This is a genomic window from Maribellus sediminis (assembly GCF_011799805.1).
GTDB classification, from domain to species: domain Bacteria; phylum Bacteroidota; class Bacteroidia; order Bacteroidales; family Prolixibacteraceae; genus Draconibacterium; species Draconibacterium sediminis_A.
Window position 1 is genome coordinate 910,565 of the sequence record NZ_WXUB01000001.1, and the last position, 22,374, is coordinate 932,938.

A 22,374-nucleotide genomic window follows, 5' to 3' on the forward strand; every position below is an offset into this window, starting at 1 on the left:
AGACCGTGACTAAGGTTACATTCACTTTCCAGGAAAAATATTTACAGCGGTTAATTCTGAGGGAATCTGTTCTATTTCTTATTTAACTTGGCTGGATTTTGCCTGTTGTCGAACAAGGTAATGATTCTGATTTCGTAATGCTCAATTCTGTAAAATAGGCTCGTTTGCTTCGTTATTACAGATTTCTTTAATCCCTTCGAATGAATTGATTCAGCAAAAATAAAGGGATTGGATTCTATTAAATTAAGTTTCTTATCAAGCAGTCGTGCGAATTTCCGAATTTCTCTTTATGTCCAATTGAGCTCAAGATATTCAAGAATATGTTTTAAGTTTTGAATTGCTTCGTTGGACCAGATCAGTTTATAGGTATTTTTCATAGAGTTGACGGGCAGTTTGGTCGGATTGAGTTTGTCCTTCTTCAAAATCTTTTAATCCCCGTTCAATCGAATCTAACTCTTCTTGTTTCAATTCATTCCACCAATCGTTCGTTGATGTGTAATCATCCCTCAATTTTAGTAGTTTATCGATTACCGACGTATCTTTCAGGGTAGATATCCACTCAATTAAACTTAACTTTTCAGCCTGAATATTCATAACCATTGTTTTCATCAAAATTATAACAAAAAGCGGAATAAGAAAAATCAGAACAGACCATTCTGTCGGAGTACAAAGTTGTCCTGCTGTCAAATCGTCATTAAAACCAAATGGCACACGGTTTGATTTTATGCCCCGCGTAAAATTGAGTTGAAAATTAAAATCATAAAACAATGCAGACAGGAAAAATTGGAGTAAGCAGTGAGAATCTTTTTCCAATCATCAAAAAGTTTCTCTATTCTGACCACGACATTTTTTTAAGAGAGATTGTATCAAACGCTGTTGATGCTACACAAAAATTAAAAACACTGGCTTCGAAAGGCGAGTATAAAGGCGAAGTTGGCGATGCCAAGGTTACCGTGAAACTTGATAAGGATGCCGGTACCATCACCGTTTCTGATAACGGTATCGGTATGACAGCCGAAGAGGTTGAAAAATACATTAACCAGATTGCCTTTTCAGGTGCCAACGAGTTCCTCGATAAATATAAGGATGATGCCAACGCCATTATCGGTCATTTCGGACTTGGTTTCTACAGTTCGTTCATGGTTTCCAACAGGGTTGAAGTCATCACCAAATCGTATAAAGAAGATGCAAAAGCAGTAAAATGGAGCTGCGACGGTAGTCCTGAATTTACGCTCGATGAGGTTGAAAAAGAAGACGTTGGTACCGATATCGTAATGCACGTGATGGAAGAAGAAAAGGGTTTTCTGGAAGATGCCCGCATTTCTGAAATCCTGAATAAATATTGTAAATTCCTTCCTGTTCCGGTTATTTACGGAAAGAAAAAAGAATGGAAAGATGGCCAGCAAGTTGACACTGCTGAGGACAACCAGATAAACGATGTTGCACCGGCCTGGACAAAAACTCCGGCCGATCTGAAGGATGAAGATTACAAGAACTTCTACCGTCAGTTGTACCCGATGTCAGATGAGCCACTGTTCAACATTCACCTGAATGTGGACTATCCGTTCAATCTAACCGGTATTTTGTACTTCCCGAAAATCAAGAACAATTTCGAAGTTCAGAAAAATAAAATCCAGTTATACAGCAATCAGGTTTTTGTAACCGATTCAGTTGAAGGTATCGTTCCTGAATTTTTGACATTGCTGCACGGTGTGATCGATTCGCCTGATATTCCGCTGAACGTTTCACGTTCGTACCTGCAAAGCGATTCGAATGTGAAGAAGATCAGCAGCCACATCAATAAAAAAGTGGCCGACCGTTTAAGCCAGATCTTTAAGGATAACCGCGAAGATTTCGAAAGTAAATGGGACGATCTGAAGATCTTCATCGAGTACGGAATGCTTACAGAGGATAAATTCTACGATCGCGCCATGAGTTTCTTCCTATTGAAAAATACGGAAGGAAAATATTTTACCTGGGAAGAATACGAAAAGCTGGTTAAAGACAACCAGACTGACAAGGATAAGAACACGATTTATCTGTACACCACAAATGTTGAAGAGCAATTTACCTTTGTGGAAGAAGCCAAAAACAAAGGCTACGATGTGTTGATCCTTGACGATGTACTCGCCCCTCACCTGATTAACAAGTTCGAGCAGAAATATACCGACAAGCGTTTTGTGCGTGTGGACTCTGATGTGGTTGAAAACCTGATTAAAAAGGAGGACAACCAAAAAGAAGAATGGAGCTGGGAGCAAAAACAGGAATTGTCGCCGGTTTTCCAGGCTGTTTGTCCTGAAAATAAAGACCTTCAGTTTATTGTTGATTTCCAGGACCTGGGTGAAACGGGTTCGCCGATGGTAATCACCCGCAACGAATTTATGCGACGCATGAAAGATATGAGTGCTGCACAGGGAGGCATGAATATTTATGGCGATCTGCCCGAATCGTTAAACCTGGTCGTGAACACATCGCACCCCCTGGTGAAGAAAGTGTTGGATGCAAAAGATAAGAAACTGGGTAAAAAACTGGAAGAAGTAGGTACACAGTTACAGGTAAAAAAAGATGAGATTGCAGCGCTTGAAAAAGCAAAAGAGGGTAAAAAAGACGAGGAAATTCCACAAGCCGACAAAGAAAAACTTGATGGATTAAATTCGGAGTTGGCTAAACTGGAAGAGGCTAAACGCGAAAAGTTGACCGATTTTGGTAAATCGAATAAACTGGCCAAACAAATGGTTGACCTGGCATTACTGGCTAACGGCATGCTTAAAGGAGCCGACCTCGACAAGTTTGTAAAAAGAAGCGTTGAGCTGATAAAATAAAAAATCGTGTAACACGATTAGTGGTCAAGGGAAAATGATTGTAACGCCGGCCTGTCGATTGACAGATCGGCGTTCTTTTTTGCCTGAATTTTTGGCTTAGTTTTTTTTCTTGTTTTATTCCTTTTATAATTTTTTCGTAATAAATTTACTTTATGAAAATAACAAAATTGCTAGCAATCGCTGTCCTAATCGCTTTAATGTCGTGTTCGCCAACAATGACAAAGATCTGGACAAAAGAGAATTATAAGGGGAAAGCATTTGAAAAGATTTTGGTAGTTGCCATCACCAAACACAATACAAAGGCAGGACAGGTTTTTGAAGATGCCGTTGTACAGGAACTAAAGAAGAAAGGAATTACGGCAACCAACAGTACAAACGTGCTTCCTGAATCTTTAAGAAACGGGAATTTAAGCGACGAGCAGATTGAAGAAAACGTTAGAAAAGAAAATTACGATGGTATTTTAGTTGCCTGGCTCGCAGATGTGCAAACCAAACAGATTACTCTTAGTAACCCCGATGGATATCGCTCCGAAGTAAGCAATTACAGAAGCTATATAAATAACGGTATTCAGTTTGATTATGCTCCCGATGATGTGCGGGTAGAGACAACTTATGTTTTGGAAACCAAATTGTTTGATGCCAAAATTTCAGGAGCAGCAGAAGCTGCTTTATGGTCGGGCCAGTCAACACTCACCGAGCCCGAATCGTTTTATGCAGGCGCCAAAGAATATGCCTCTTTATTGGTGAAAACACTCACGAATACAGGAATAATCAAAGCCCCTAAGTAACTTTTATTGCATAAAAGCTCGAGGTATTCAGGCAGACAAGGCTTCAGTTGAGTCTGTTATTTTCCGTCAGCAAAATCCTGTAAATAAGCAAAGCGCTCGGTTAGTTTGCCGGCTTTTGTAATACTTGCCCGTTCAATAACTGCATCGCTGTCTTCGATAAACAAGCTAGGGAAAACCTTTTCGATCAGGTTTCGGCCAAAATCAAGTGAGGCATCTTTTGGTAGCTCGCACGGTAGGTTATCCACCGCCTGAACCGAAAGGTTATTTGGATTTGAAAAAGCTTCTTCCAATTCTCCGGTCTGCAGGTTGTAGTCGTAAAACGGATCGTCGATAGTAGAAGCCTTTTTTGTGGATGGAATCGAACCTTCAATATCGCAGGTAATGTCCGAAATTACACTGATCCTGAAATCCGGATCCTTCATTTCTTCAGCAGTGAACAATACCGGTGCTTTCGGATCCCAGTATGCTGAGGCAATCAACAAATCAGTGGCTTTTGCGAAAGGCTGAAATGCATTCTCATACATTTCCGGATGATTAAAAAAGTGCATCAAATCGAAGGCTTCTCCATCACTTCTTTTGGCGTAATTGTTGGGTAGCAGCTGGACATAAATTGGTGACTCCGGTTCTACTTCATTCAGAAAACCTTCGGGGGTCACCCGCATAATATTCATGTGTTTCAGAATTTCGAGTACACCACCTGCTACACGTCCGTCGCCTGTAACAGCTATTTTTACGGGTGGCAGGTTAGTTTTCTTAAGGTGTCCCAGCATTTCAGCGAGATCGGCACACTGATGTGCCGGTTTCAATTCGAAAAGTTCGTTTTTCAGCCCAAAAGCCCGAAGTCCGTTATAAGCGCCTACCAATCCGGCAAATCGCCCAAAACCAATTATCCGGAATCCTTCCTTGTTTGTAAGCACTTCGTAATCGACCAGTTGAATGTTTTTAGCCAAAACCGTTTGTAGTAGCTTACGGTTGTATTCCTGTTTTTTTATGGTATGCGAGAAAAAGAAATATATTTTCCCGGGGATAAAGTCTTCAATCCGAACCTCTTTAACACCAAGCAATACGTCACAATCACTAAGATCTTCCTGAAGTGTGATTCCAAGTTCAGCATATTCGCTGTCTTTAAAACTTCGTATCGGGCTGGGTTGAACAACGACCTTCACTCCCGGAAACGTTCGCATAACCTCAAGGCATTGTTCGGGTGTTAAGGGCACGCGCTTGTCAGGAGGGGTCTTTCCTTCTCTCAGAATACCTATCTTCATTTTAACTTTATGTTTAAAACTGTCTGTTGATGTGAATTCCGTGCATAAGTTATTTCCACGGATAAAATATTTCTGCTAATTTACACAATATTATTTGGCCAGCCATTTACTCGCGACAGCGAAATTTGTACCGGGTTAAATGAGAGCATTTATAAACCTAAAACTAAACTAAAATGATAAATCGAATTCCGCTGCAGTCAAAGCGTACCAGTTTCATTATCCTTCTTTTTTTGATTGCATTTATAAATCCTTCATGCAAAACAGAGTCGGGCAAACCAACAGACAAACCAAACATTTTAATGATTACTTCGGAAGATAACAGCGCTTATTTTTTGGGCTGCTACGGAAACGAAATGGCAACTACGCCCAACCTTGATAAACTGGCCGCCGAGGGATTTATGTACACCCGGGCTTTTGCTAATTGTCCGGTTTGTGCTCCCGCGCGTAACACAATTTTAACCGGTGTTTATGCCGCTTCAAACGGGAGCGAACAAATGCGTAGTAAGTACGCCAAGTCAGAGATTGTTAAAACCTACCCCGAATATTTTCGTGAAGCCGGTTACTACTGCACCAACAACGTAAAAACCGACTACAATTATGCCGGCGACTGGAATGCCATTTGGGACGAATGCAGCCGGACCGCCACCTATAACAACCGGCAACCTGGCCAACCTTTTTTTGCGGTATTCAGCAACTTTACAACACACGAAAGTCAGATACACAAGCAGATTCCAACAGCTGAACTGAAACACGATCCGGCGAAAGTTGAGATTGCTCCTTACCATCCCGATCTGCCTGAAATTCGACACGATTGGGCGCAGTATTACGATCGGAACGAACAAATGGATGCCGAGATCGGACAAATACTGAAGGAACTGGAAGAAAGCGGCGAAGCAGAAAACACCATTGTGATTTATTATGGCGATCATGGCGGGGTTTTGGCGCGAAGCAAACGTTACGTATACGAAACCGGAACCCGCGTGCCTTTCATAATTCGAATTCCTGAGAAGTACCAGAAGTTATTCCCGGCTAAAAATCCGGGAGAACCGGTTGAGCGCATTGTCAGTTTTGTCGATCTGCTGCCAACTTTTTTGAGTATTATAGGTGTTGAAACTCCTGATCACCTTCAGGGAAATGCTTTTCTGGGAGAACAGAAAACCAAAAATCCTGAATATGCTTTTATGACCCGGCAACGGATGGATGAACGTTTTGATATGGTGCGGGCCGTCAGGGATAACAAGTACCGGTATATTCGGAATTACATGCCGTTTCGAATTACGATGCAGCATCTCGATTACCTTTTCAGAGCTTCCTCGGCGCAAGCCTGGGAAGATGCATTTAAAGCCGGCAAAACCAATCAGATTCAGAGCCTCGCTTTTCTGGAAAAGCCACTTGAAGAATTGTACGATACAGAGAATGATCCCTGGGAAATCAATAACCTGGCAGAAAATCCTGAGTATGCCGAAGTATTGGAACGCATGCGAAAGGCTGAAACAGAATGGATGCGTGAAACCCGCGATGTTGGATTGATTCCGGAAATGGATTACCAGTATTTTGCCGGGCAAGGTGCGCTTTACGATTACATGCGATCGGAAGATTGCCCGTTTGAGGAATTGCTTGAGGCGGCTCAGCAGGCAACAATTCCTGATACGGACATCGAATATTTTATTCGGAATTTGCAAAACGAAAACCGCGCAATTCGCTATTGGGGAGCTGTCGGTCTGTTGATTCACCGCGACAAAGCTGCTTCGGCCGTAAATGCTTTAAAAGTGGCTGTAACTGATTCATCAAGTGCGGTAGCCACTCTTGCAGCGGAAACACTGTTCCGGATGAATTATCAGGATCTGGCCATTTCGAGCTACGAACGAATATTGGCCGACACGATAACCTACTCCTCCCTCGACCGATGTTTTGCATTAAACAGTGTTGATGCAGTAAATGCATCTTCACCTTTTCTGAAAAGTCAGGTTGAAAAAGTGTATTTCATGAAACCGGATCAGCAGGCGACAATGGTTGAAAATTACGACCAAAGAATTGCAAAAACACTGCTATTAAAGTGGGATATGCTTGCTGATGAGACAAATTGAGATGCTAAGATGGCGAACAATGAAAACGGGTGGGGCTAAAATAGATTTATTCTTATTCAATATTTTGCAATCTTTGTTCCATTAAATCAATAAGCTGTGAGGAAATTGAATTCAATAAAATGGGTATTGGTGCTGGGAATCATTGCGAGTTTATTCTCGTGTAAGCAACGGAGTAACAACACAATGGCCGACTCCGATTTTATGGGGTCGCAAAGTTGTATTGAATGCCACCAACGTTTCTACGACTTGTGGTCGCCATCGTATCATGCACAGGCCATGATGCCCGTTAATGCTGAATTCATGGCAAAGCATCAACTGCCGGATAGCAAGCCGATTTATGTTGAAGGAAATATGTTTCAGGTTGAATTTAAAGATTCAACCATGGTGATGTATGAACGAAACGGCGATGATTTAGTCGCAACTTACGAAGTGATCTGGGCTATGGGCGGACACAACGTCTATTGTTTTCTAACGCCTTTCGAAAAAGGGCGGCTCCAGAATATTCCGCTGGCCTACGATGCCAACGCGAAAAAGTGGTTCAATTATCCCGAGGCCGGTGTGCGTCATTTTGGAACCGAATATCCCGACGATGAGGCCTTGCCCTGGAAAGATGACCAGTTCGCTTTTAATACCGGATGTTACAGCTGTCACATCAGCCAGTTGAGCACCAACTTCGATTTGGAAACCGATACCTACCACACTACCTGGAAAGAGCCGGGGATTAATTGCGAAACCTGTCACGGGCCGGCCGGTGAACACGTACGGATTTATAAGAATCTGAAGGAAGGAGAGAAAGCTCCGAAGCTGGGATTGATTAGCACTTCGGTGTTTACGCAGCAACAAGATAACGATGCCTGTTCAACCTGTCATTCAAAAATGCAGCCGATTACACCTAGTTACATGCCCGGCGATAAGTTTTTTGATAATTATAACCTGACTACCCTCGAGGATCGCGATTTTTATCCCGACGGACGAGATTTGGGAGAAAATTATACGCTCACAGGCTGGATGTTAAATGCCTGTGCCGAAAACAGCGAATTGCATTGTGTTTCCTGCCATACTTCCAGCGGTCGCGATCGTTTTAAGGACGATCCAAACCAAGCCTGTTTGAAATGCCATGGTAAACGCAATGATGATTTGGCAGAACATACCGGGCATCCGGCTTCAGCAGGATTAACCTGTTTGAGTTGCCACATGCCAAAGCGCGAATTTGTAGGGCATTTCCTGCGAAGTGATCACTCTTTTCGACCGCCAATGCCTGAGGCCACCATTAAATTTGGTTCGCCTAATGCCTGCAATCAATGCCACAAAGATAAATCGCCCGAGTGGGCCAATAAAATCGTTAAAGCGCGTCCTAATGGCAACTACCAGGAAGAAACATTGAGATGGGCGCAACTCATCAAAGAAGCCCGTGAATCGGAATGGAAGAATGTAGATAAAATGTTCGCGCTTGTTCGTAATCCGGAAACCGACGACGTGGTGGCAAACTCTATGATTCGCCTGCTGAATAATTATCCCGATGCATCGAAAGCGGAGGTGTTGATTGATGCACTGAACAACAAATCGGAACTGGTGCGCTCGTCGGCAGCTTATGCTTTAGGTGGAATTCTAACGGACACGGTAAAAGAAGCCCTTTTAAAGGCTTGCCAGGATGATATTCGTTTGGTACGCATACAGGCAGCAAATGCTATTTTAACCTTTCCGGAAGATGATTTTACCGCCGAGCAGAAAACCATTATTGCAGGTGCCGAGAAGGAATATGTAACTTCGATGACATCGCGGCCGGATAACTGGAGCAACCATTATAACCTGGGACTTTACCATCAGAATAAAGGTGATGCACAGGCTGCGTTGGGTGCCTATGAAACTGCCGCCCGACTGTATCCCGAATCAGTGTTGCCGCTGATAAACAGCAGTGTGTTGTATTCGTATATTGGTAACCCTGAAAAAGCAGAGGAAAACCTGAAAAAAGTGTTGGATTATGAACCTGGTAATGAAGCCGCTAATTTGAACCTGGGACTTTTGCTGGCCGAGCAGGGAAGAATGAATGAGGCGGAAAAAGCTTTGAAAGCCGCACTCGAAGCTAATCCTGATGATCAGCCGGTAGCCGCGAAAAACTTAAGTGTTATTGTGGGTCAGAAAGGTGATTTTGCAGGTGCCGTAAAATATGCCGAGCTGGCGCTAAAAGCCCGCCCCGACAATCCGGAATATGCGTATACACTTGCTTTTTACCAGGTGCAAAACGGACAAAAAACAAAGGCCATCAACACCCTTAACAAGGTTATTGATTCGCATCCGCTTTATCTGGATGCCCGGCAGTTTTTGGCCGATATTTATCTGCGCGACGGAAACCGGAACATGGCCCTCAAATTGTATCAGGATGCTTTAAAACTTGAAGGAATTGGCGAGCAGAATAAAGCCGCTTTGCAACAGGTAATTACAGCGCTCCAACAAAGTATGTAATCAACATGTTTTCGATAGTTAAGAATTGCATTATCAATTCTTCTTTTAGTAGTTAGTATGCTTTTTAATAGAGGCATTCTTTGCTATCTTCGTGTATCAGAAACTAACAAATCTAATACTATGAAGAGATTATTGCTCATGCTGGTCTGCGCACTTTTTTTTGCAGGCCTGCAAGCCCAGGATGTAATCATCCCGATTTCCACAAAAGATAACCTGATGTTGCTTCAAACATCGCGTGAAGGACGCCTGAATACGGTGTATTTTGGCGAACCGCTTCAGAACGAGGCTGAATACAAGGAAGTAGCTGATCGCTTTAATTTCCGGGATAACAATGCCGGAATTTACAACGCCACCTACACCACATCCGGAACATGGAACCTGGTTGAACCGGCCATTGAGGTAGTGCAATCTGATGGAAATACGTCGCTCGAATTGAAATATGTGAGTCATACGCAGGAAAAGACCGATGACAATGCAACGCTTACGGTGATCAACCTTGAAGACGCGCAATATCATTTCAACGTAAAGCTTTTTTACAAAGCATGGACGGCTGAGAATGTGATTGAGCAGTGGACCGAAATTGAGCACAACCAGAAGAAGGCAGTTGTTCTGAAAAAATTTGCCTCGGCCAACCTGTTTTTTACCGGAAACGATTTTTACCTGACCACCTATGGAAACGAGTGGGCGAAGGAAATGCAACGGAACGAGGAGAATCTCACCCGCGGGATCAAATCGATCGATAGCAAACTCGGGACACGCGCTCACCTTTTGCAATCGCCCAACTTTATTCTTTCGTTTGATAGCAAAGCAGCCGAAAATACAGGAACTGTTGTTTTGGGACAGTTGGCCTGGAGTTCCAATTTTCGTTACGATTTTGAGATCGATTCGCACGATAACCTGCGTTTTAATGCCGGTATAAATCCATTCGCATCGGAATATACTTTACAGCCCGGAGAAAGCTTTAAAACGCCTTCGCTGGTGTATGTGGTTTCGCACAAGGGAACGGGTGAAGCCAGCCGTAACCTGCACAGTTGGGCAAGAGATTACCGTGTACTGGATGGCAACGGCGAACGTTTGACTTTGCTGAATAACTGGGAAGCTACTTATTTCGATTTTGATGAAAATAAGATCACCGCTCTTTTTAAAGATGCCAAGAGTTTGGGTGTTGATCTGTTTCTGCTCGACGACGGCTGGTTTGCCAATAAATATCCGCGAAATTCTGATCGCGCCGGCTTGGGTGACTGGCAGGAAAACAAAGCTAAGCTTCCGAACGGTATCGGTCATTTGGTATCAGAGGCAACAAAAGAAGGGATCAAGTTCGGCATCTGGATTGAGCCTGAAATGGTGAATCCGAAAAGTGAATTGTACGAGAATCATATTGACTGGGTGATTCGTCAACCCGAACGCCCCGAGAAATATTTCAGAAACCAGCTGGTGCTCGATCTGTCGAATCCCGAAGTACAGGATTTTGTATTCGGCATCGTCGACAAGTTGTTTACCGATAGTCCGGAACTGGCGTTTATTAAGTGGGATTGCAACTCGGTGATCTACAATGCGCATTCTGCCTATCTCGAAAAGAAAAATATTCCGCAAACGCATTTGTACATCGAATATACCAAAGGCTTGTACAAAGTGATGGAACGTGTTCGGGAGAAATATCCCGATGTTCCGATCATGATGTGTTCGGGTGGCGGTGGCCGTGGCGATTACGAGCTCTTTAAATATTTCACCGAGTTTTGGCCAAGCGACGACACCGATCCGCTGGAACGCGTGTTTATGCAGTGGAATTATTCCTATTTCTTTCCGTCGATTGTTACCGATTGCCACGTTACCGACTGGAGCAACCTTCCGCTAAAATACCGTGTGGATGTAGCCAGCATGGGCAAGCTTGGTTTTGATATTGTGGCGCACGAACTCAGTGAAAAAGACCTGCAGTTTGCACAGGAAGCTGTTCAGAATTACAATTCGTTTAAAAACATAGTTTGGCACGGCGACCTGTTCCGATTGGTAAATCCATATGAAAATAATTTTGCAGCACTGATGTATGTCAACAACGATAAAAGCCGTGCAGTGGTGTTCAACTACCTGGTGAACTTTCGCTACATGCAAACCGCATCGATGTTGCCTGTTAAATTTGCAGGCCTCGACGCAACTAAAAAATACACGGTAAAAGAGCTGAATGTTTATCCCGGAAACAGATCGCGGATTGATTCAGAAAAAACCTATTCGGGAGATTTCCTGATGAAAGTGGGTTTTAATCCGAACATCAATAAATGGAATATGAGTGTAGTTCTGGAAGTGAACGAAGTAGAAGATTAATACCCGATTATTAAGTCTGTTTAATATTGATAATTACAATTCTGTTTGAATAATAAAGGCTTAAGTTGTTTTTTTTGACAAGCAGCTTCAGCCTTTTTCTTTTTTAAAAGATTGGCGTACCTTCTGCTTTTCAGTCGGCAAGACATCTGTTCGGATGAATGCTTTTTTACTTTTAAGTAATTTGAAGTATGTAGGCAAATTTGATCTTCCCGTATTAAATTAAAGTCCTAAGTGTCTTGTTTCTGGCGAGTTAGTTTGCCCGATTGGTGGAATACATTATTTTTGCGGACAATACAGAAGGAAGAAGACACAACATTCGGATTTAATGAAGGAAACAGAGGTTACCAAATATCAGGTTGGTGGCGACACGATGTATATTCGTGAAGGCAATGTTATACATGTTGTCGTCGTAGGGTACCAGAGCCATGAATTTGCGTTGAAGGTGAAGGAGAAATGCAGTGAGCTCGCTAATCAAATTGAAGGGATGCACCATTACCTGATCGATTTAAATAAGTGCGGAAAAAATGATGCCGCTGCAAGGAAAGTTTGGAAAGAACTTAGTCGTGATGTCAGAACAAATAAGGTGGCAACTTTTGGAATGAACCCGGTTTCAAGGGTGATTGCGAATTTTGTAATTGGTACATACGAAGGAAAAAATATTCGCTTTTTTAAACATGAAAAAGATGCCTTAAAGTGGTTGAAGGAAGAAGATAAGGATTAATTAGAGGCAGGTGCAACGAATATTTTAAACCCGCGCATTACGGGATAACTATATAAATTTAAGATCGGTTTTAACCTGTTTGTATTGGTAAAATTTCCTTGTAATCGCCACTAAAAATTTTTTAAAATCCACGTAATGATTGCTTGAACTGCGCTCTTTTAATTTTAATGTGACTTCATTTCTATTCCATATTTTCTTAATGATAACTCAAGTTAAAAGGTTTGAAGAAGCTTATCAGGTTTGAATTTTAAATATTAAATTAAACACCTAAGTGTCTTATTCTGGTTGGGTTAGTTTGGTGAAATGAGGGAATAAATTATTTTTGCTGTCAATACAGAAGGAAAAGGACGAGACATTCGAGATTTTATTATGAATAGAGAAATTTCTCAATATCATATAGGTAACAATACCTATACGATTCGTGAGGGCAATATTATACATATTGTCACGCATGGAGATTTTCCCGTTGAATTGGCGTTGGAAATAAAGAATTTCTGCCTCGCACAAGCCGGTAAAATGGATGGGAAATGCAGTTACCTGGTAGATTTAACCAACTGCGGAAAAAACGATCCTGCTGCCAGAGAGATTTGGAAGGAAATTAGCAACGATGCAAGTACAAATAAGGTTGCAACTTTCGGAATGAATCCGGTTGCAAGGGTGATTGCAAATTTTGTGATTGGCACTTACGGCGGGGTAAATATGCGTTTGTTTAGAAATGAGAAGGATGCACTTGCTTGGATATTAGAAGGAGAAGATCAGTAATTAATGACGAACAAAATTAACCAGGATAGGATAGAAGCAATAACTGAGGCGATCATTAAAGTTGCACGTGGCGATTTTTCTGTGCAGGTCCCGGTTACGGATAAATATGATCATATTGATGCCCTGGCCATGGGGATTAATATGATGATCGACGACCTGAAACTGAAGGAAGAAACAGATAAGGAAAACGAGCAAATTAAACTCTTAAACAAAGAACTCGAGGAAGCAAAATTAAAGGCCGAAGAAAGCGAGCGCCTGAAAATGGCATTTCTGGCAAATATGAGCCACGAGATACGCACCCCGATGAACGGGATTCTTGGTTTTGCCGATCTCCTGAAAAGTCATGTCCTGCCTGAAGAAAAGAAGTTGGAGTTTATCGGGCTCATCGAAAAGAGCGGAAATCGTATGCTGGATATTATTAACGACATTGTTGATATTTCGAGGATCGAATCGAAGCTTGTTACAAAAAATATCAGCACGGTTAACATTAACGATTTACTGGAACAACAATACAAATTTTTTAAACCCCGTGCTAAACAAAAAGAACTAAAGCTTTCTCTGCACAAAGGTTTACCGGATGAGAATTCGGTATTGGAAACCGATGGTCAGAAGTTAAATGCAGTGCTTATTAACCTAGTAAATAACGCGATTAAATATACCAAAACAGGACAGGTTGAGTTTGGCTATGCTATCAGGCAAAACGATGGCCAAACGAAATTAGAATTCTATGTCCGCGATACCGGTATTGGTATTTCAAAAGAGGATCAGGCACTAATTTTTGATCGCTTTACGAGAAGCAAAAAAGCCGATATGGATGCCATTGAAGGTACCGGTCTTGGCCTGGCAATCAGTAAAGCTTATGTTGAAATTCTTGACGGAAAAATCTGGGTGGAAAGTGTCGAAGGAGAAGGTTCTGTTTTCTATTTCGATGTGCCTGTGACTGAAGATAGCAAAATGTATCAGGCAGTTAGACAGGTAGATAAAACTGACGTTGCAACTATTGATTGTGCCGGCAAAAAGATCCTTGTCGTTGAAGATGATCCCGTTTCGGGATACTTCCTGAAAATCGCACTACAGGGGCTGTCGAATAATATTCTTGTTGCGCGCGACGGGCAGGAAGCTGTAGATATGTTTATGGATAATCCGGATCTCTGCCTTATTCTAATGGACATTTCTCTGCCGAGAATGCGTGGAGATGAAGCCGTTAAAATTATCCGGAAAACAAATACAGAAATACCCATTATTGCCCAAACGGCCTATTGCATGGAAGGAGATAAAGAGCACCTTAAAGCAATTGGTTGTAATGATTACCTGGGAAAGCCCGTTAAAATGGATTTATTACTGAAAACGGTGCAGAATTATATGGAAAGAGGTTGCACACGGTGTTTAAAATACAAGAGCTCTAACGTTGAGAAATAGCAAAGTTGATACACATAGTTTCATCATTATTTGTTCAATTTTATCGCTTAGCACAATGGTCAGAAAAAATGAAGTTTCAAATTCATTTTAACTGGTTGTTCTGATGATAATCCAGGATGCCAGCCTTTTTGGGGTTTAAATAATTTCACTGTTCTGGATTCAGGAAAATCCCTTTTCCTGTTAAGCATAAACCTTTAATCATCGAATTTCTTTTATCTTTAACAAGCTTATCAAAATAAGTAAGATAATACAGACTTTATGCATAGTTTTTTCGAGAAATTTCTGGATTATAACCCTATTATTTTGGCGCTCTTTGCCACACTATTTACCTGGTTTTTGACCGCATTGGGTGCAGGCATGGTTTTCTTTTTTAAATCGATTAAGAAGAAGGTGTTGAATTCAATGCTGGGTTTTGCTTCAGGAGTGATGATCGCAGCCAGTTTCTGGTCGTTATTGAATCCTGCCATCGAAATGGCGGAAGGCGGACCAGTTCCTTCTTGGGTGCCGGCCGTGGTTGGATTCCTGGCAGGCGGTGCATTCTTACTCATTGTCGATAAAACGCTTCCTCACCTTCACCTGGGATTGCCCAGAGATCAGGCTGAAGGAATCTCCACATCCTGGAAACGAAGTGTATTGCTGGTGCTGGCCATTACCTTGCACAACATCCCCGAAGGTTTGGCGGTTGGTGTGGCTTTCGGAGCCCTGGCCAATAATCCCGATCCGGCGATGTTAGCCGGAGCTGTGGCATTGGCAATGGGTATAGGTTTACAGAACTTTCCTGAAGGTGCTGCCGTTTCTATTCCGTTGCGTCGCGAGGGCTTTTCCCGCCTTAAAGCTTTTAACTACGGACAGTTGTCGGGTGTTGTAGAACCGATTGCAGGAGTTCTTGGTGCTTACCTGGTATTAACCATGGAGCCTTTATTACCATATGCACTTTCTTTTGCTGCCGGAGCCATGATATTTGTGGTGGTAGAAGAACTGATTCCGGAGTCGCAGTCGGGCAACGAAACCGATCTTTCAACCATTGGTGCAATTTTGGGTTTTGCTACAATGATGCTGCTCGATGTTGCTTTGGGGTAATTCTTCTTCAAAAGTAAAAAGTTAAGGTTTTCGACAACCAAATTTAATCCCGAACGTTGTATTCATGAAACTAAAAATTAAATAATCATGAGTTATTATATTGGAACAAAAGTTCAGAACAAAAATTTTGATGAAGCCATTGAGTTAGTAACAGCTGAATTGAAAAATGAAGGATTTGGGGTAATTACTGAAGTAGATGTAACAAATACCTTAAAAAACAAAATTGATGTTGATTTCAAAAAATACCGCATTCTTGGAGCCTGCAATCCAAATTTTGCTTATCAGGCCCTATCTGCAGAAGATAAAATCGGGATTTTACTCCCATGTAATGTAGTGGTGGAAGAGCACGAAAACGGCGAGGTTGAAGTTTCAGCTGTAGATCCGATCGTGTCAATGAGTTCGGTTGAAAATGAAAAACTTGTTGGTTTGGCTACCGAAGTAAAAGAACGACTTACACGGGTGATTGAAAATCTGAAAGCTTAACCGGATATATTTTATTGTATGTTAATTGTAATTTCTCCGGCCAAATCGCTGGATTTTGATAGCCCCGCAAAAACGGCTGAGTTTACCATGCCCGAGATGCTGGAAGAATCGGAAAAGCTGATTGCCCGCCTGAAGAAAATGAGCCCTAAAAAGTTGTCGGAGCTGATGAGTATTTCGGCAACTTTGGGACAATTAAATTACGAACGTTATCAAACCTGGCATCAGCCGTTCACTCCTGAAAATGCAAAGCAGGCAGTACTTGCTTTCAATGGCGATGTTTACCAGGGACTGGATGCAAGTTGGCTTTCAGGGGAACAATTACATCGGTTGCAGTCGAAACTGCGTATACTTTCGGGATTATACGGCGTATTAAAGCCGCTTGATCTGATTCAGCCCTATCGCCTCGAAATGGGTACACGATTGAAGTACCAACGTTCGGCCGATCTGTATGCTTTCTGGAAAAACAAAATTACACCAAAAGTTAAGCAGGCACTTGCTGAATCAGGTAGTAATGTTCTTATTAACCTGGCATCAAATGAGTACTTTAAAAGTATAGATATAAAGAAATTGGGCGCTGAAATTGTAACGCCTGAATTCAAGGACCTGAAAAACGGTGAGTACAAAATGATTTCGTTTTTTGCAAAAAAGGCGAGGGGATTGATGACTCGTTTTATCCTTGAAAACAACATTGAAAAAGTGGAGGAATTGCAGGCTTTCGATTCGGAAGGTTATGTGTTTAATCCGCGTCTTTCAAAACCCGGGAAACCGGTATTTACGCGCGACAATTATTAAGATTAGAGGTCAATAAAAATAGAGAAGCCGGAGATACATCACGTATTCCCAGCTTCTTTTTTATAAGAATTTTTAGTCGCTTTGCTTATACGAACTAGAACGGCAGATCGTTTGCACCATCTCCTTCCGGTTCCGGCGGAATATCATCCATTCTAAACTCAGGAGGAGGTTCTGGCATGTTGTTATCCTGGCTCACTCGATCAATTTTCCAGGCATTGACATTGGTAAACCAGCGGCCGTTGTATTCGCGCGATTCGATGTTAAAAGAAACTTCAACTTCCTGACCCTGACCTACACTGCTGATCATGTCAACTTTGTCGCCAAAAAGTGTAAAGCAAACTTTCCGGGGAAACTGCTCATCGGTCTCCAGAATAAATTCCTGTTTTTTCCACTCTTTACCGGCCCGGCTAACACCCGACTCCATTTTCAATATTTGTTCAACTTTTCCTTTTACACTTAATGCCATTCCTGTTTTTTGTTTGAATTTCTGCCAAAAGTAAAAAAAAGAAACCCTTTGCCTGAATGAGACAAAGGGTTTTTATTAACAAGAACAAACAAGCTTTTGCTGTTCTTAGTTATTTGATTTACTTGTCGCCTTTTACAATTTCGAGCAATTCAACTTCGAAAATAAGTGTTTCGTTCGGGCCGATATCGCCACCGGCACCACGTGGTCCGTAAGCCAGGTTAGAAGGAACATAAACTTTCCATTTCGAACCAACAGGCATTAACTGTAATGCTTCAGTCCAACCTGGGATAACACGATTTACACCGAAAACTGCAGGTTCTCCACCTTCAACAGAACTGTCGAAAACTGTTCCATCGATTAAAGTACCATGATAATGTACACGAACCTGGTCGGTTGCACTTGGTTTCTCACCGTCGCCTTCTACAAGAATTTCATATTGCAGACCGCTTTCAGTAGTATGTACACCTTCGCGTGCTTTATTCTCTTCCAGGAATTTATTGCCTTCTTCAAGGTTGCCTTGCGCTTCTTTTTCACTGGCTTCAGTAAAGAATTTCTGGATCAACGCATTAGCCTCTTCCGGAGTCATTTCGGTTTCTTCGCCCAATGAGGTTTTACGAAAGGCTGCTGCCATCACCTCAATGTTCATTTTATCGTCACCCGGAACGTTCTCGAGTTGTTGGTTATTATTTGTACCCACCAAAACTCCAATGGCGTAACTTACCGAATCGATTGGAGTTTCAACTTTCACATTCGATGTTCCGCCTTGTTGACAAGAAGCTGCAACGATCATAAGTCCAGCTACCACAAGATAAAGAAAACTGTTTTTCATCTTACTAATTTTTTTGATAACACTTAAGTGATAATTATTAATGTTTTATAGGATTTCCAATAATTCAACATCGAAAATAAGGGTTGTATTCGGGCCGATAGCACCACCGGCACCACGACTTCCATAAGCCAGGTCAGAAGGAATATAAAGTCTCCATTTCGAACCTTCCGACATCAATTGCAGTGCTTCTACCCATCCCTGAATAACTCCGTTTACCGGAAACACAGCAGGCTCTCCACGCTGAACCGAGCTATCGAAAACAGTTCCGTCGATTAAAGTACCGTGGTAGTGGCATTTCACCTGGTTGTTGGCAGTTGGAATGTCGCCGTCACCTTCTTTTAATACTTCGTATTGTAATCCACTGGGCAACTCAATTACTTCGCTTTTTTTAGCATTCTCAGTTAAAAATGCCAGACCTTCTTCAAGGTTTTTTGCGGCGTCGCCTTCCTGGCTTTTTGCCATAAATGATTCCAATATCTGGTTAGCGTCTTCCGGGGCTATTTGTGGTTGCTCTCCTGCAAAAACATCTCGCAATGCCGAAATAAATGCTTCAGGATGAACCTGTTTTACTCCGGATTGAATGAGGTTGGCTGAAATGCTTAAACCGAGTGCGTAACTAAATTTCTCTAACTCGTTATTCAAATTTATTTGTGCCATATCTTTTTTTAAGATTAGGTGTGCGAAGATAAAGTAATTTTTTAGTAATTAATCGCTTAACACTTTATAATTTGGTGAAGCTTAGTAATAGATGGCTCTGCCAGCGTTTGAGCGTAATTAATTTGGTTGAGAATATACTTATTACTTCATAAGGCTGTCCGAAGTATTTTACGCTGCGGAAACATTTATATTAAATTGATAGCCGGGCAGCGGAAAGATTCTTATTTTTAGACTTAAAACTATATCACTATCCATGTCGCAGACAACTCTTTTTGCCGAAAATGTAAGGATTGCGATGGTTTCGATAAGGAGCAACCTGCTGCGAACCATCTTAACCGTAATGATTATAGCGATTGGAATAACCGCCCTGGTCGGTATTTTAACTGCAATCGATTCGATAAAACATTCTATAACCAGCGAGTTGGCTTTTATGGGAGCCAATACATTTTCAATTTCAAGTGGTGGGCTGCGTGTACAGGGAAACATACGTTACCGGACCAAAAACCACGCTTATATTTCCTATTATCAGGCAAAAGAGTTTAAAGAAGAATTTGATTTTCCCGTATTAACTTCAATATCCGTAAACTGTACCAGTACTGCCACATTAAAATGCGGTTCCGAAAAAACCAATCCAAATATTACGGTTCGCGGAATCGACGACAATTACCTTACAACTTCAGGTTACGAGATTGAACAGGGGAGAAGTATTGGTATTCACGATATTGAAGGAGGTAGAAATGTTACTTTGATCGGAAGTGCCATTGCCAAACGTCTTTTTAAACAAGGCGAGAATCCTGTCGATAAGATTATTAGTATTGGTGGTGGAAAATATAAAGTGGTCGGTGTGCTTGCATCAAAGGGAAGTGGTTTCGGGATGAATAATGATATGATCTGTTTTATTCCGTACTCCAATGCACGAACTTACTTTTCACGACCGAATATGAATTTCGGAATCCAGGTAAAAGTCGAACAGCCTGAACTAATGGATGCGGCCACCGGGCAGGCAGAGGCTGTATTCCGAAATGTCAGAAATTTGCAACCGCTCGATGAAACGGATTTCAATATTGAGAAAAGTGATAACCTGGCAAAGCTACTTATTGACAACATAAAAAACATTACAATGGTGGCTACAATTATCGGGTTGATTACTTTGTTTGGGGCTGCAGTTGGATTGATGAATATTATGTTGGTTTCGGTAACCGAGCGGACCCGGGAGATTGGGGTGCGAAAAGCCATTGGCGCAAAAGGAAAAACCGTGAGGCAACAATTTCTGGTAGAGGCGATTGTGGTAGGGCAGATTGGTGGGTTTGTTGGAATTATTATGGGTATACTGATCGGAAACCTGGTATCTACATTAATCAATTCTGCTTTTATCATTCCATGGGCATGGATTATTTTGGGGGTAATTTTATGTTTTGTGGTTGGTATCATTTCCGGCTACTATCCCGCGCAAAAAGCTGCGAAACTCGATGCAATTGAATCGTTGCGGTACGAGTAGTTCAAAGTTCAGTGTTCAAAGTTCAGTGTTCAAAGTTCAAAGTTCGTAGTTTTCAGTCGCAGTCACAGTTTACAGTGCAGGCGAGTAATTTATTGTAATTGGGTAATTGGGAATTTCCAATCGCAGTGAACAGTTTAATTTTTGTAGTATACAATTTGGCAATTTTACAATTTTGCATTTTCACCGCTATCCATTTTCCGATTTAAGCTTATCAGCTTCCAGCTATCGATCTTTGTCTCCTTTCTCAAACATGGCCCAACCCCACCTAAATCTTAAATCGTTAATCGAAATTCACAGTTCAAATTTCTGAGTACGTGAGGATGTAATAAAACATTCAGTATCCGAAACTTTGAGAAAGAAAAAAAGGGAACCTTTCGATTCCCTTTTATACATTATATATAATGTAAATTATTTTACTGATTCCATGTACTCGATCAGTTCGCAAACTTTTGCAGAGTAACCCATTTCATTGTCGTACCATGAAACAACTTTTACGAAGTTAGGATTCAATGAAATACCAGCACCTGCATCGAAGATTGAAGTACGAGTGTCGCCAACGAAGTCGTTAGAAACAACCTGATCTTCAGTGTATCCAAGGATACCTTTCAATTCGCCTTCAGAAGCTTCTTTCATTGCTGCACAAATTTCTGCGTAAGATGCACCTTTTTCCAAAACTACAGTTAAATCAACAACTGATACGTCAGGAGTAGGAACGCGGAAAGCCATACCGGTAAGTTTGCCATTCAGTTCAGGAATAACTTTACCTACAGCTTTAGCAGCACCTGTAGAAGAAGGGATGATGTTTTGACCGGCACCACGACCACCTCTCCAGTCTTTCATAGAAGGACCGTCAACAGTTTTCTGAGTAGCAGTAGTCGCGTGAACAGTAGTCATAAGACCTTCTTTGATACCGAATTTGTCGTTCAATACTTTTGCAACAGGAGCCAAACAGTTGGTAGTACAAGAAGCGTTTGAAACGAAATTCATATCGTTAGTATATGAAGTGTGGTTAACACCCATAACGAACATTGGAGTATCGTCTTTTGACGGAGCTGACATAATTACTTTTTTCGCACCAGCGTCGATGTGACCCTGAGCTTTTCCTTTTTCAAGGAACAAACCAGTCGATTCAACAACATATTCAGCACCAACAGCACCCCAGTTGATATCAGCAGGATTTCTTTCTGCAGTTACACGGATTTCGTTACCGTTAACAACCAGTTTACCGTCTTTTACTTCAACAGTACCGTTGAACAAACCGTGAGTAGAGTCGTATTTCAACATGTAAGCCATGTAGTCAACGTCGATGAGGTCGTTGATAGCTACAACCTGGATAGTTCCTTTGGCCACTGCCTGACGGAAAACAAAACGTCCGATTCTTCCGAATCCGTTAATACCTATTTTAATCATAGTTGAGAAAGTTTTTAATTATTGTATAAAAAATTTATTTAAGTCTTGCTGATCAGGTTAAAGTCCTGATTTCTAAAAGCCACACAAAGTAAGTACATTTTAACTATTGAGTCAAGTGGCTAAACTTTTTTCATTCTAACCTTAATAATTACTTAAAGTGTTTAGATTGCCATATTTGGATTAATCATGCATGAGAGGCAATTTGTTTTAAAATATTCAATTCTCGCGGCCTTAAAAAACGACTAAGATTCAGAAATTGAATAAGATATTGCTGTTTTTTGATGTTCAGTTTTGAAGTGAACTAGCTAAAACGGCAGTAAAAACGCACTTTTTGAAGTATTTTTCTCTTCATTGAAGCTCTTGAGCATAGAAAGGCGAATCGGATCCTGCTATACAATCTAAAATAAATATGCCTTTTCTACTGGTTGCAAGACTGCAAATTCTGTGGTTTGAATTTGTGGTACGTGTTCATTTGTCGGAGGCGTTTCGCTATATGCCGGACATTTACATGTT

The 22,374-nt window shown here is 41.5% G+C and carries 18 protein-coding genes; 12 read left to right on the forward strand and 6 right to left on the reverse strand.

All coding sequences use genetic code 11. The annotated features are described in order from the left end of the window. Window positions 1-360 precede the first annotated feature (360 nt). Entirely contained in the window at window positions 361-711 is a 351-nt protein-coding gene (locus tag HFD85_RS03550) for a hypothetical protein (protein ID WP_206081849.1), read from the reverse strand. Between the two features lie 56 nt (window positions 712-767). On the opposite strand from HFD85_RS03550, the gene htpG reads away from it, so the two are divergent. Next, a complete protein-coding gene (gene htpG, locus HFD85_RS03555) occupies window positions 768-2,822 on the forward strand; it encodes a molecular chaperone HtpG (RefSeq protein WP_167605226.1) in 2,055 nt (684 codons plus the stop codon). Between the two features lie 152 nt (window positions 2,823-2,974). After that, on the forward strand, window positions 2,975-3,610 hold the full coding sequence (locus tag HFD85_RS03560) for a hypothetical protein (protein WP_167605227.1): 636 nt from the start codon (window positions 2,975-2,977) through the stop codon (window positions 3,608-3,610). Between the two features lie 56 nt (window positions 3,611-3,666). On the opposite strand, the gene HFD85_RS03565 is transcribed toward HFD85_RS03560, so the two are convergent. Next, on the reverse strand, window positions 3,667-4,875 hold the full coding sequence (locus HFD85_RS03565; RefSeq protein ID WP_167605228.1) for an NAD(P)-dependent oxidoreductase: 1,209 nt from the start codon (window positions 4,873-4,875) through the stop codon (window positions 3,667-3,669). Between the two features lie 173 nt (window positions 4,876-5,048). Here HFD85_RS03565 and HFD85_RS03570 point away from each other — a divergent pair, with 173 nt between their 5' ends. The 9 genes from HFD85_RS03570 to yaaA all read left to right on the forward strand — a co-directional run bounded on the left by HFD85_RS03570 (window position 5,049) and on the right by yaaA (window position 17,001). After that, on the forward strand, window positions 5,049-6,962 hold the full coding sequence (locus tag HFD85_RS03570) for a sulfatase family protein (RefSeq protein ID WP_167605229.1): 1,914 nt from the start codon (window positions 5,049-5,051) through the stop codon (window positions 6,960-6,962). A 96-nt stretch (window positions 6,963-7,058) separates the two neighbouring features. Then, a complete protein-coding gene (locus tag HFD85_RS03575; protein WP_167605230.1) occupies window positions 7,059-9,425 on the forward strand; it encodes an ammonia-forming cytochrome c nitrite reductase subunit c552 in 2,367 nt (788 codons plus the stop codon). 120 nt (window positions 9,426-9,545) lie between these two features. Continuing rightward, window positions 9,546-11,744, forward strand: coding sequence for an alpha-galactosidase (locus HFD85_RS03580; RefSeq protein WP_167605231.1), 2,199 nt, complete (start codon window positions 9,546-9,548; stop codon window positions 11,742-11,744). A 325-nt stretch (window positions 11,745-12,069) separates the two neighbouring features. Further along, window positions 12,070-12,465: a DUF7793 family protein gene (locus HFD85_RS03585; RefSeq protein ID WP_167605232.1), complete on the forward strand. Its 396-nt coding sequence runs from the start codon at window positions 12,070-12,072 to the stop codon at window positions 12,463-12,465. A 369-nt stretch (window positions 12,466-12,834) separates the two neighbouring features. Next, the gene (locus HFD85_RS03590; protein ID WP_167605233.1) at window positions 12,835-13,227 is read left to right on the forward strand and encodes a DUF7793 family protein; all 393 of its coding nucleotides are present in this window, start codon (window positions 12,835-12,837) and stop codon (window positions 13,225-13,227) included. A gap of 3 nt (window positions 13,228-13,230) precedes the next feature. After that, window positions 13,231-14,646 carry an ATP-binding protein gene (locus tag HFD85_RS03595; protein WP_167605234.1) on the forward strand — a complete coding sequence of 472 codons (1,416 nt, stop codon included), beginning with the start codon at window positions 13,231-13,233 and terminating at the stop codon, window positions 14,644-14,646. Window positions 14,647-14,904: 258 nt separating this feature from the next. Next, on the forward strand, window positions 14,905-15,726 hold the full coding sequence (locus HFD85_RS03600) for a ZIP family metal transporter (protein ID WP_167605235.1): 822 nt from the start codon (window positions 14,905-14,907) through the stop codon (window positions 15,724-15,726). An 87-nt stretch (window positions 15,727-15,813) separates the two neighbouring features. Then, entirely contained in the window at window positions 15,814-16,209 is a 396-nt protein-coding gene (locus HFD85_RS03605) for a DUF302 domain-containing protein (RefSeq protein WP_167605236.1), read from the forward strand. 18 nt (window positions 16,210-16,227) lie between these two features. Continuing rightward, window positions 16,228-17,001: a peroxide stress protein YaaA gene (gene yaaA, locus HFD85_RS03610; protein WP_167605237.1), complete on the forward strand. Its 774-nt coding sequence runs from the start codon at window positions 16,228-16,230 to the stop codon at window positions 16,999-17,001. Between the two features lie 94 nt (window positions 17,002-17,095). Here yaaA and HFD85_RS03615 read toward each other — a convergent pair whose 3' ends face one another. The 3 genes from HFD85_RS03615 to HFD85_RS03625 all read right to left on the reverse strand — a co-directional run bounded on the left by HFD85_RS03615 (window position 17,096) and on the right by HFD85_RS03625 (window position 18,953). Beyond that, a complete protein-coding gene (locus HFD85_RS03615) occupies window positions 17,096-17,467 on the reverse strand; it encodes a DUF3127 domain-containing protein (RefSeq protein WP_167605238.1) in 372 nt (123 codons plus the stop codon). A 118-nt stretch (window positions 17,468-17,585) separates the two neighbouring features. Then, on the reverse strand, window positions 17,586-18,296 hold the full coding sequence (locus HFD85_RS03620) for a BamJ family beta-barrel-assembly machinery protein (protein ID WP_240925004.1): 711 nt from the start codon (window positions 18,294-18,296) through the stop codon (window positions 17,586-17,588). A 45-nt stretch (window positions 18,297-18,341) separates the two neighbouring features. Beyond that, window positions 18,342-18,953: a BamJ family beta-barrel-assembly machinery protein gene (locus HFD85_RS03625; RefSeq protein WP_167605239.1), complete on the reverse strand. Its 612-nt coding sequence runs from the start codon at window positions 18,951-18,953 to the stop codon at window positions 18,342-18,344. A 253-nt stretch (window positions 18,954-19,206) separates the two neighbouring features. On the opposite strand from HFD85_RS03625, the gene HFD85_RS03630 reads away from it, so the two are divergent. After that, a complete protein-coding gene (locus HFD85_RS03630; RefSeq protein ID WP_167605240.1) occupies window positions 19,207-20,451 on the forward strand; it encodes an ABC transporter permease in 1,245 nt (414 codons plus the stop codon). A gap of 408 nt (window positions 20,452-20,859) precedes the next feature. Here the strand turns inward: HFD85_RS03630 and gap are convergent, their stop codons facing one another. Further along, window positions 20,860-21,861: a type I glyceraldehyde-3-phosphate dehydrogenase gene (gene gap, locus HFD85_RS03635; RefSeq protein ID WP_167605241.1), complete on the reverse strand. Its 1,002-nt coding sequence runs from the start codon at window positions 21,859-21,861 to the stop codon at window positions 20,860-20,862. Window positions 21,862-22,374: the final 513 nt, after the last annotated feature.

What these genes read in the sequence shown, in the direction of transcription:
- HFD85_RS03580 (WP_167605231.1), top strand. Translation starts at nt 9,546, where the DNA reads ATGAAGAGATTATTGCTCATGCTGGTCTGCGCACTTTTTTTTGCAGGC.
- yaaA (WP_167605237.1), top strand. Translation starts at nt 16,228, where the DNA reads ATGTTAATTGTAATTTCTCCGGCCAAATCGCTGGATTTTGATAGCCCC.
- HFD85_RS03615 (WP_167605238.1), bottom strand. Translation starts at nt 17,467, where the DNA reads ATGGCATTAAGTGTAAAAGGAAAAGTTGAACAAATATTGAAAATGGAG.
- HFD85_RS03600 (WP_167605235.1), top strand. Translation starts at nt 14,905, where the DNA reads ATGCATAGTTTTTTCGAGAAATTTCTGGATTATAACCCTATTATTTTG.
- HFD85_RS03565 (WP_167605228.1), bottom strand. Translation starts at nt 4,875, where the DNA reads ATGAAGATAGGTATTCTGAGAGAAGGAAAGACCCCTCCTGACAAGCGC.
- HFD85_RS03590 (WP_167605233.1), top strand. Translation starts at nt 12,835, where the DNA reads ATGAATAGAGAAATTTCTCAATATCATATAGGTAACAATACCTATACG.
- HFD85_RS03560 (WP_167605227.1), top strand. Translation starts at nt 2,975, where the DNA reads ATGAAAATAACAAAATTGCTAGCAATCGCTGTCCTAATCGCTTTAATG.
- HFD85_RS03595 (WP_167605234.1), top strand. Translation starts at nt 13,231, where the DNA reads ATGACGAACAAAATTAACCAGGATAGGATAGAAGCAATAACTGAGGCG.
- HFD85_RS03570 (WP_167605229.1), top strand. Translation starts at nt 5,049, where the DNA reads ATGATAAATCGAATTCCGCTGCAGTCAAAGCGTACCAGTTTCATTATC.
- HFD85_RS03625 (WP_167605239.1), bottom strand. Translation starts at nt 18,953, where the DNA reads ATGGCACAAATAAATTTGAATAACGAGTTAGAGAAATTTAGTTACGCA.
- HFD85_RS03630 (WP_167605240.1), top strand. Translation starts at nt 19,207, where the DNA reads ATGTCGCAGACAACTCTTTTTGCCGAAAATGTAAGGATTGCGATGGTT.
- gap (WP_167605241.1), bottom strand. Translation starts at nt 21,861, where the DNA reads ATGATTAAAATAGGTATTAACGGATTCGGAAGAATCGGACGTTTTGTT.
- HFD85_RS03585 (WP_167605232.1), top strand. Translation starts at nt 12,070, where the DNA reads ATGAAGGAAACAGAGGTTACCAAATATCAGGTTGGTGGCGACACGATG.
- htpG (WP_167605226.1), top strand. Translation starts at nt 768, where the DNA reads ATGCAGACAGGAAAAATTGGAGTAAGCAGTGAGAATCTTTTTCCAATC.
- HFD85_RS03620 (WP_240925004.1), bottom strand. Translation starts at nt 18,296, where the DNA reads ATGAAAAACAGTTTTCTTTATCTTGTGGTAGCTGGACTTATGATCGTT.
- HFD85_RS03605 (WP_167605236.1), top strand. Translation starts at nt 15,814, where the DNA reads ATGAGTTATTATATTGGAACAAAAGTTCAGAACAAAAATTTTGATGAA.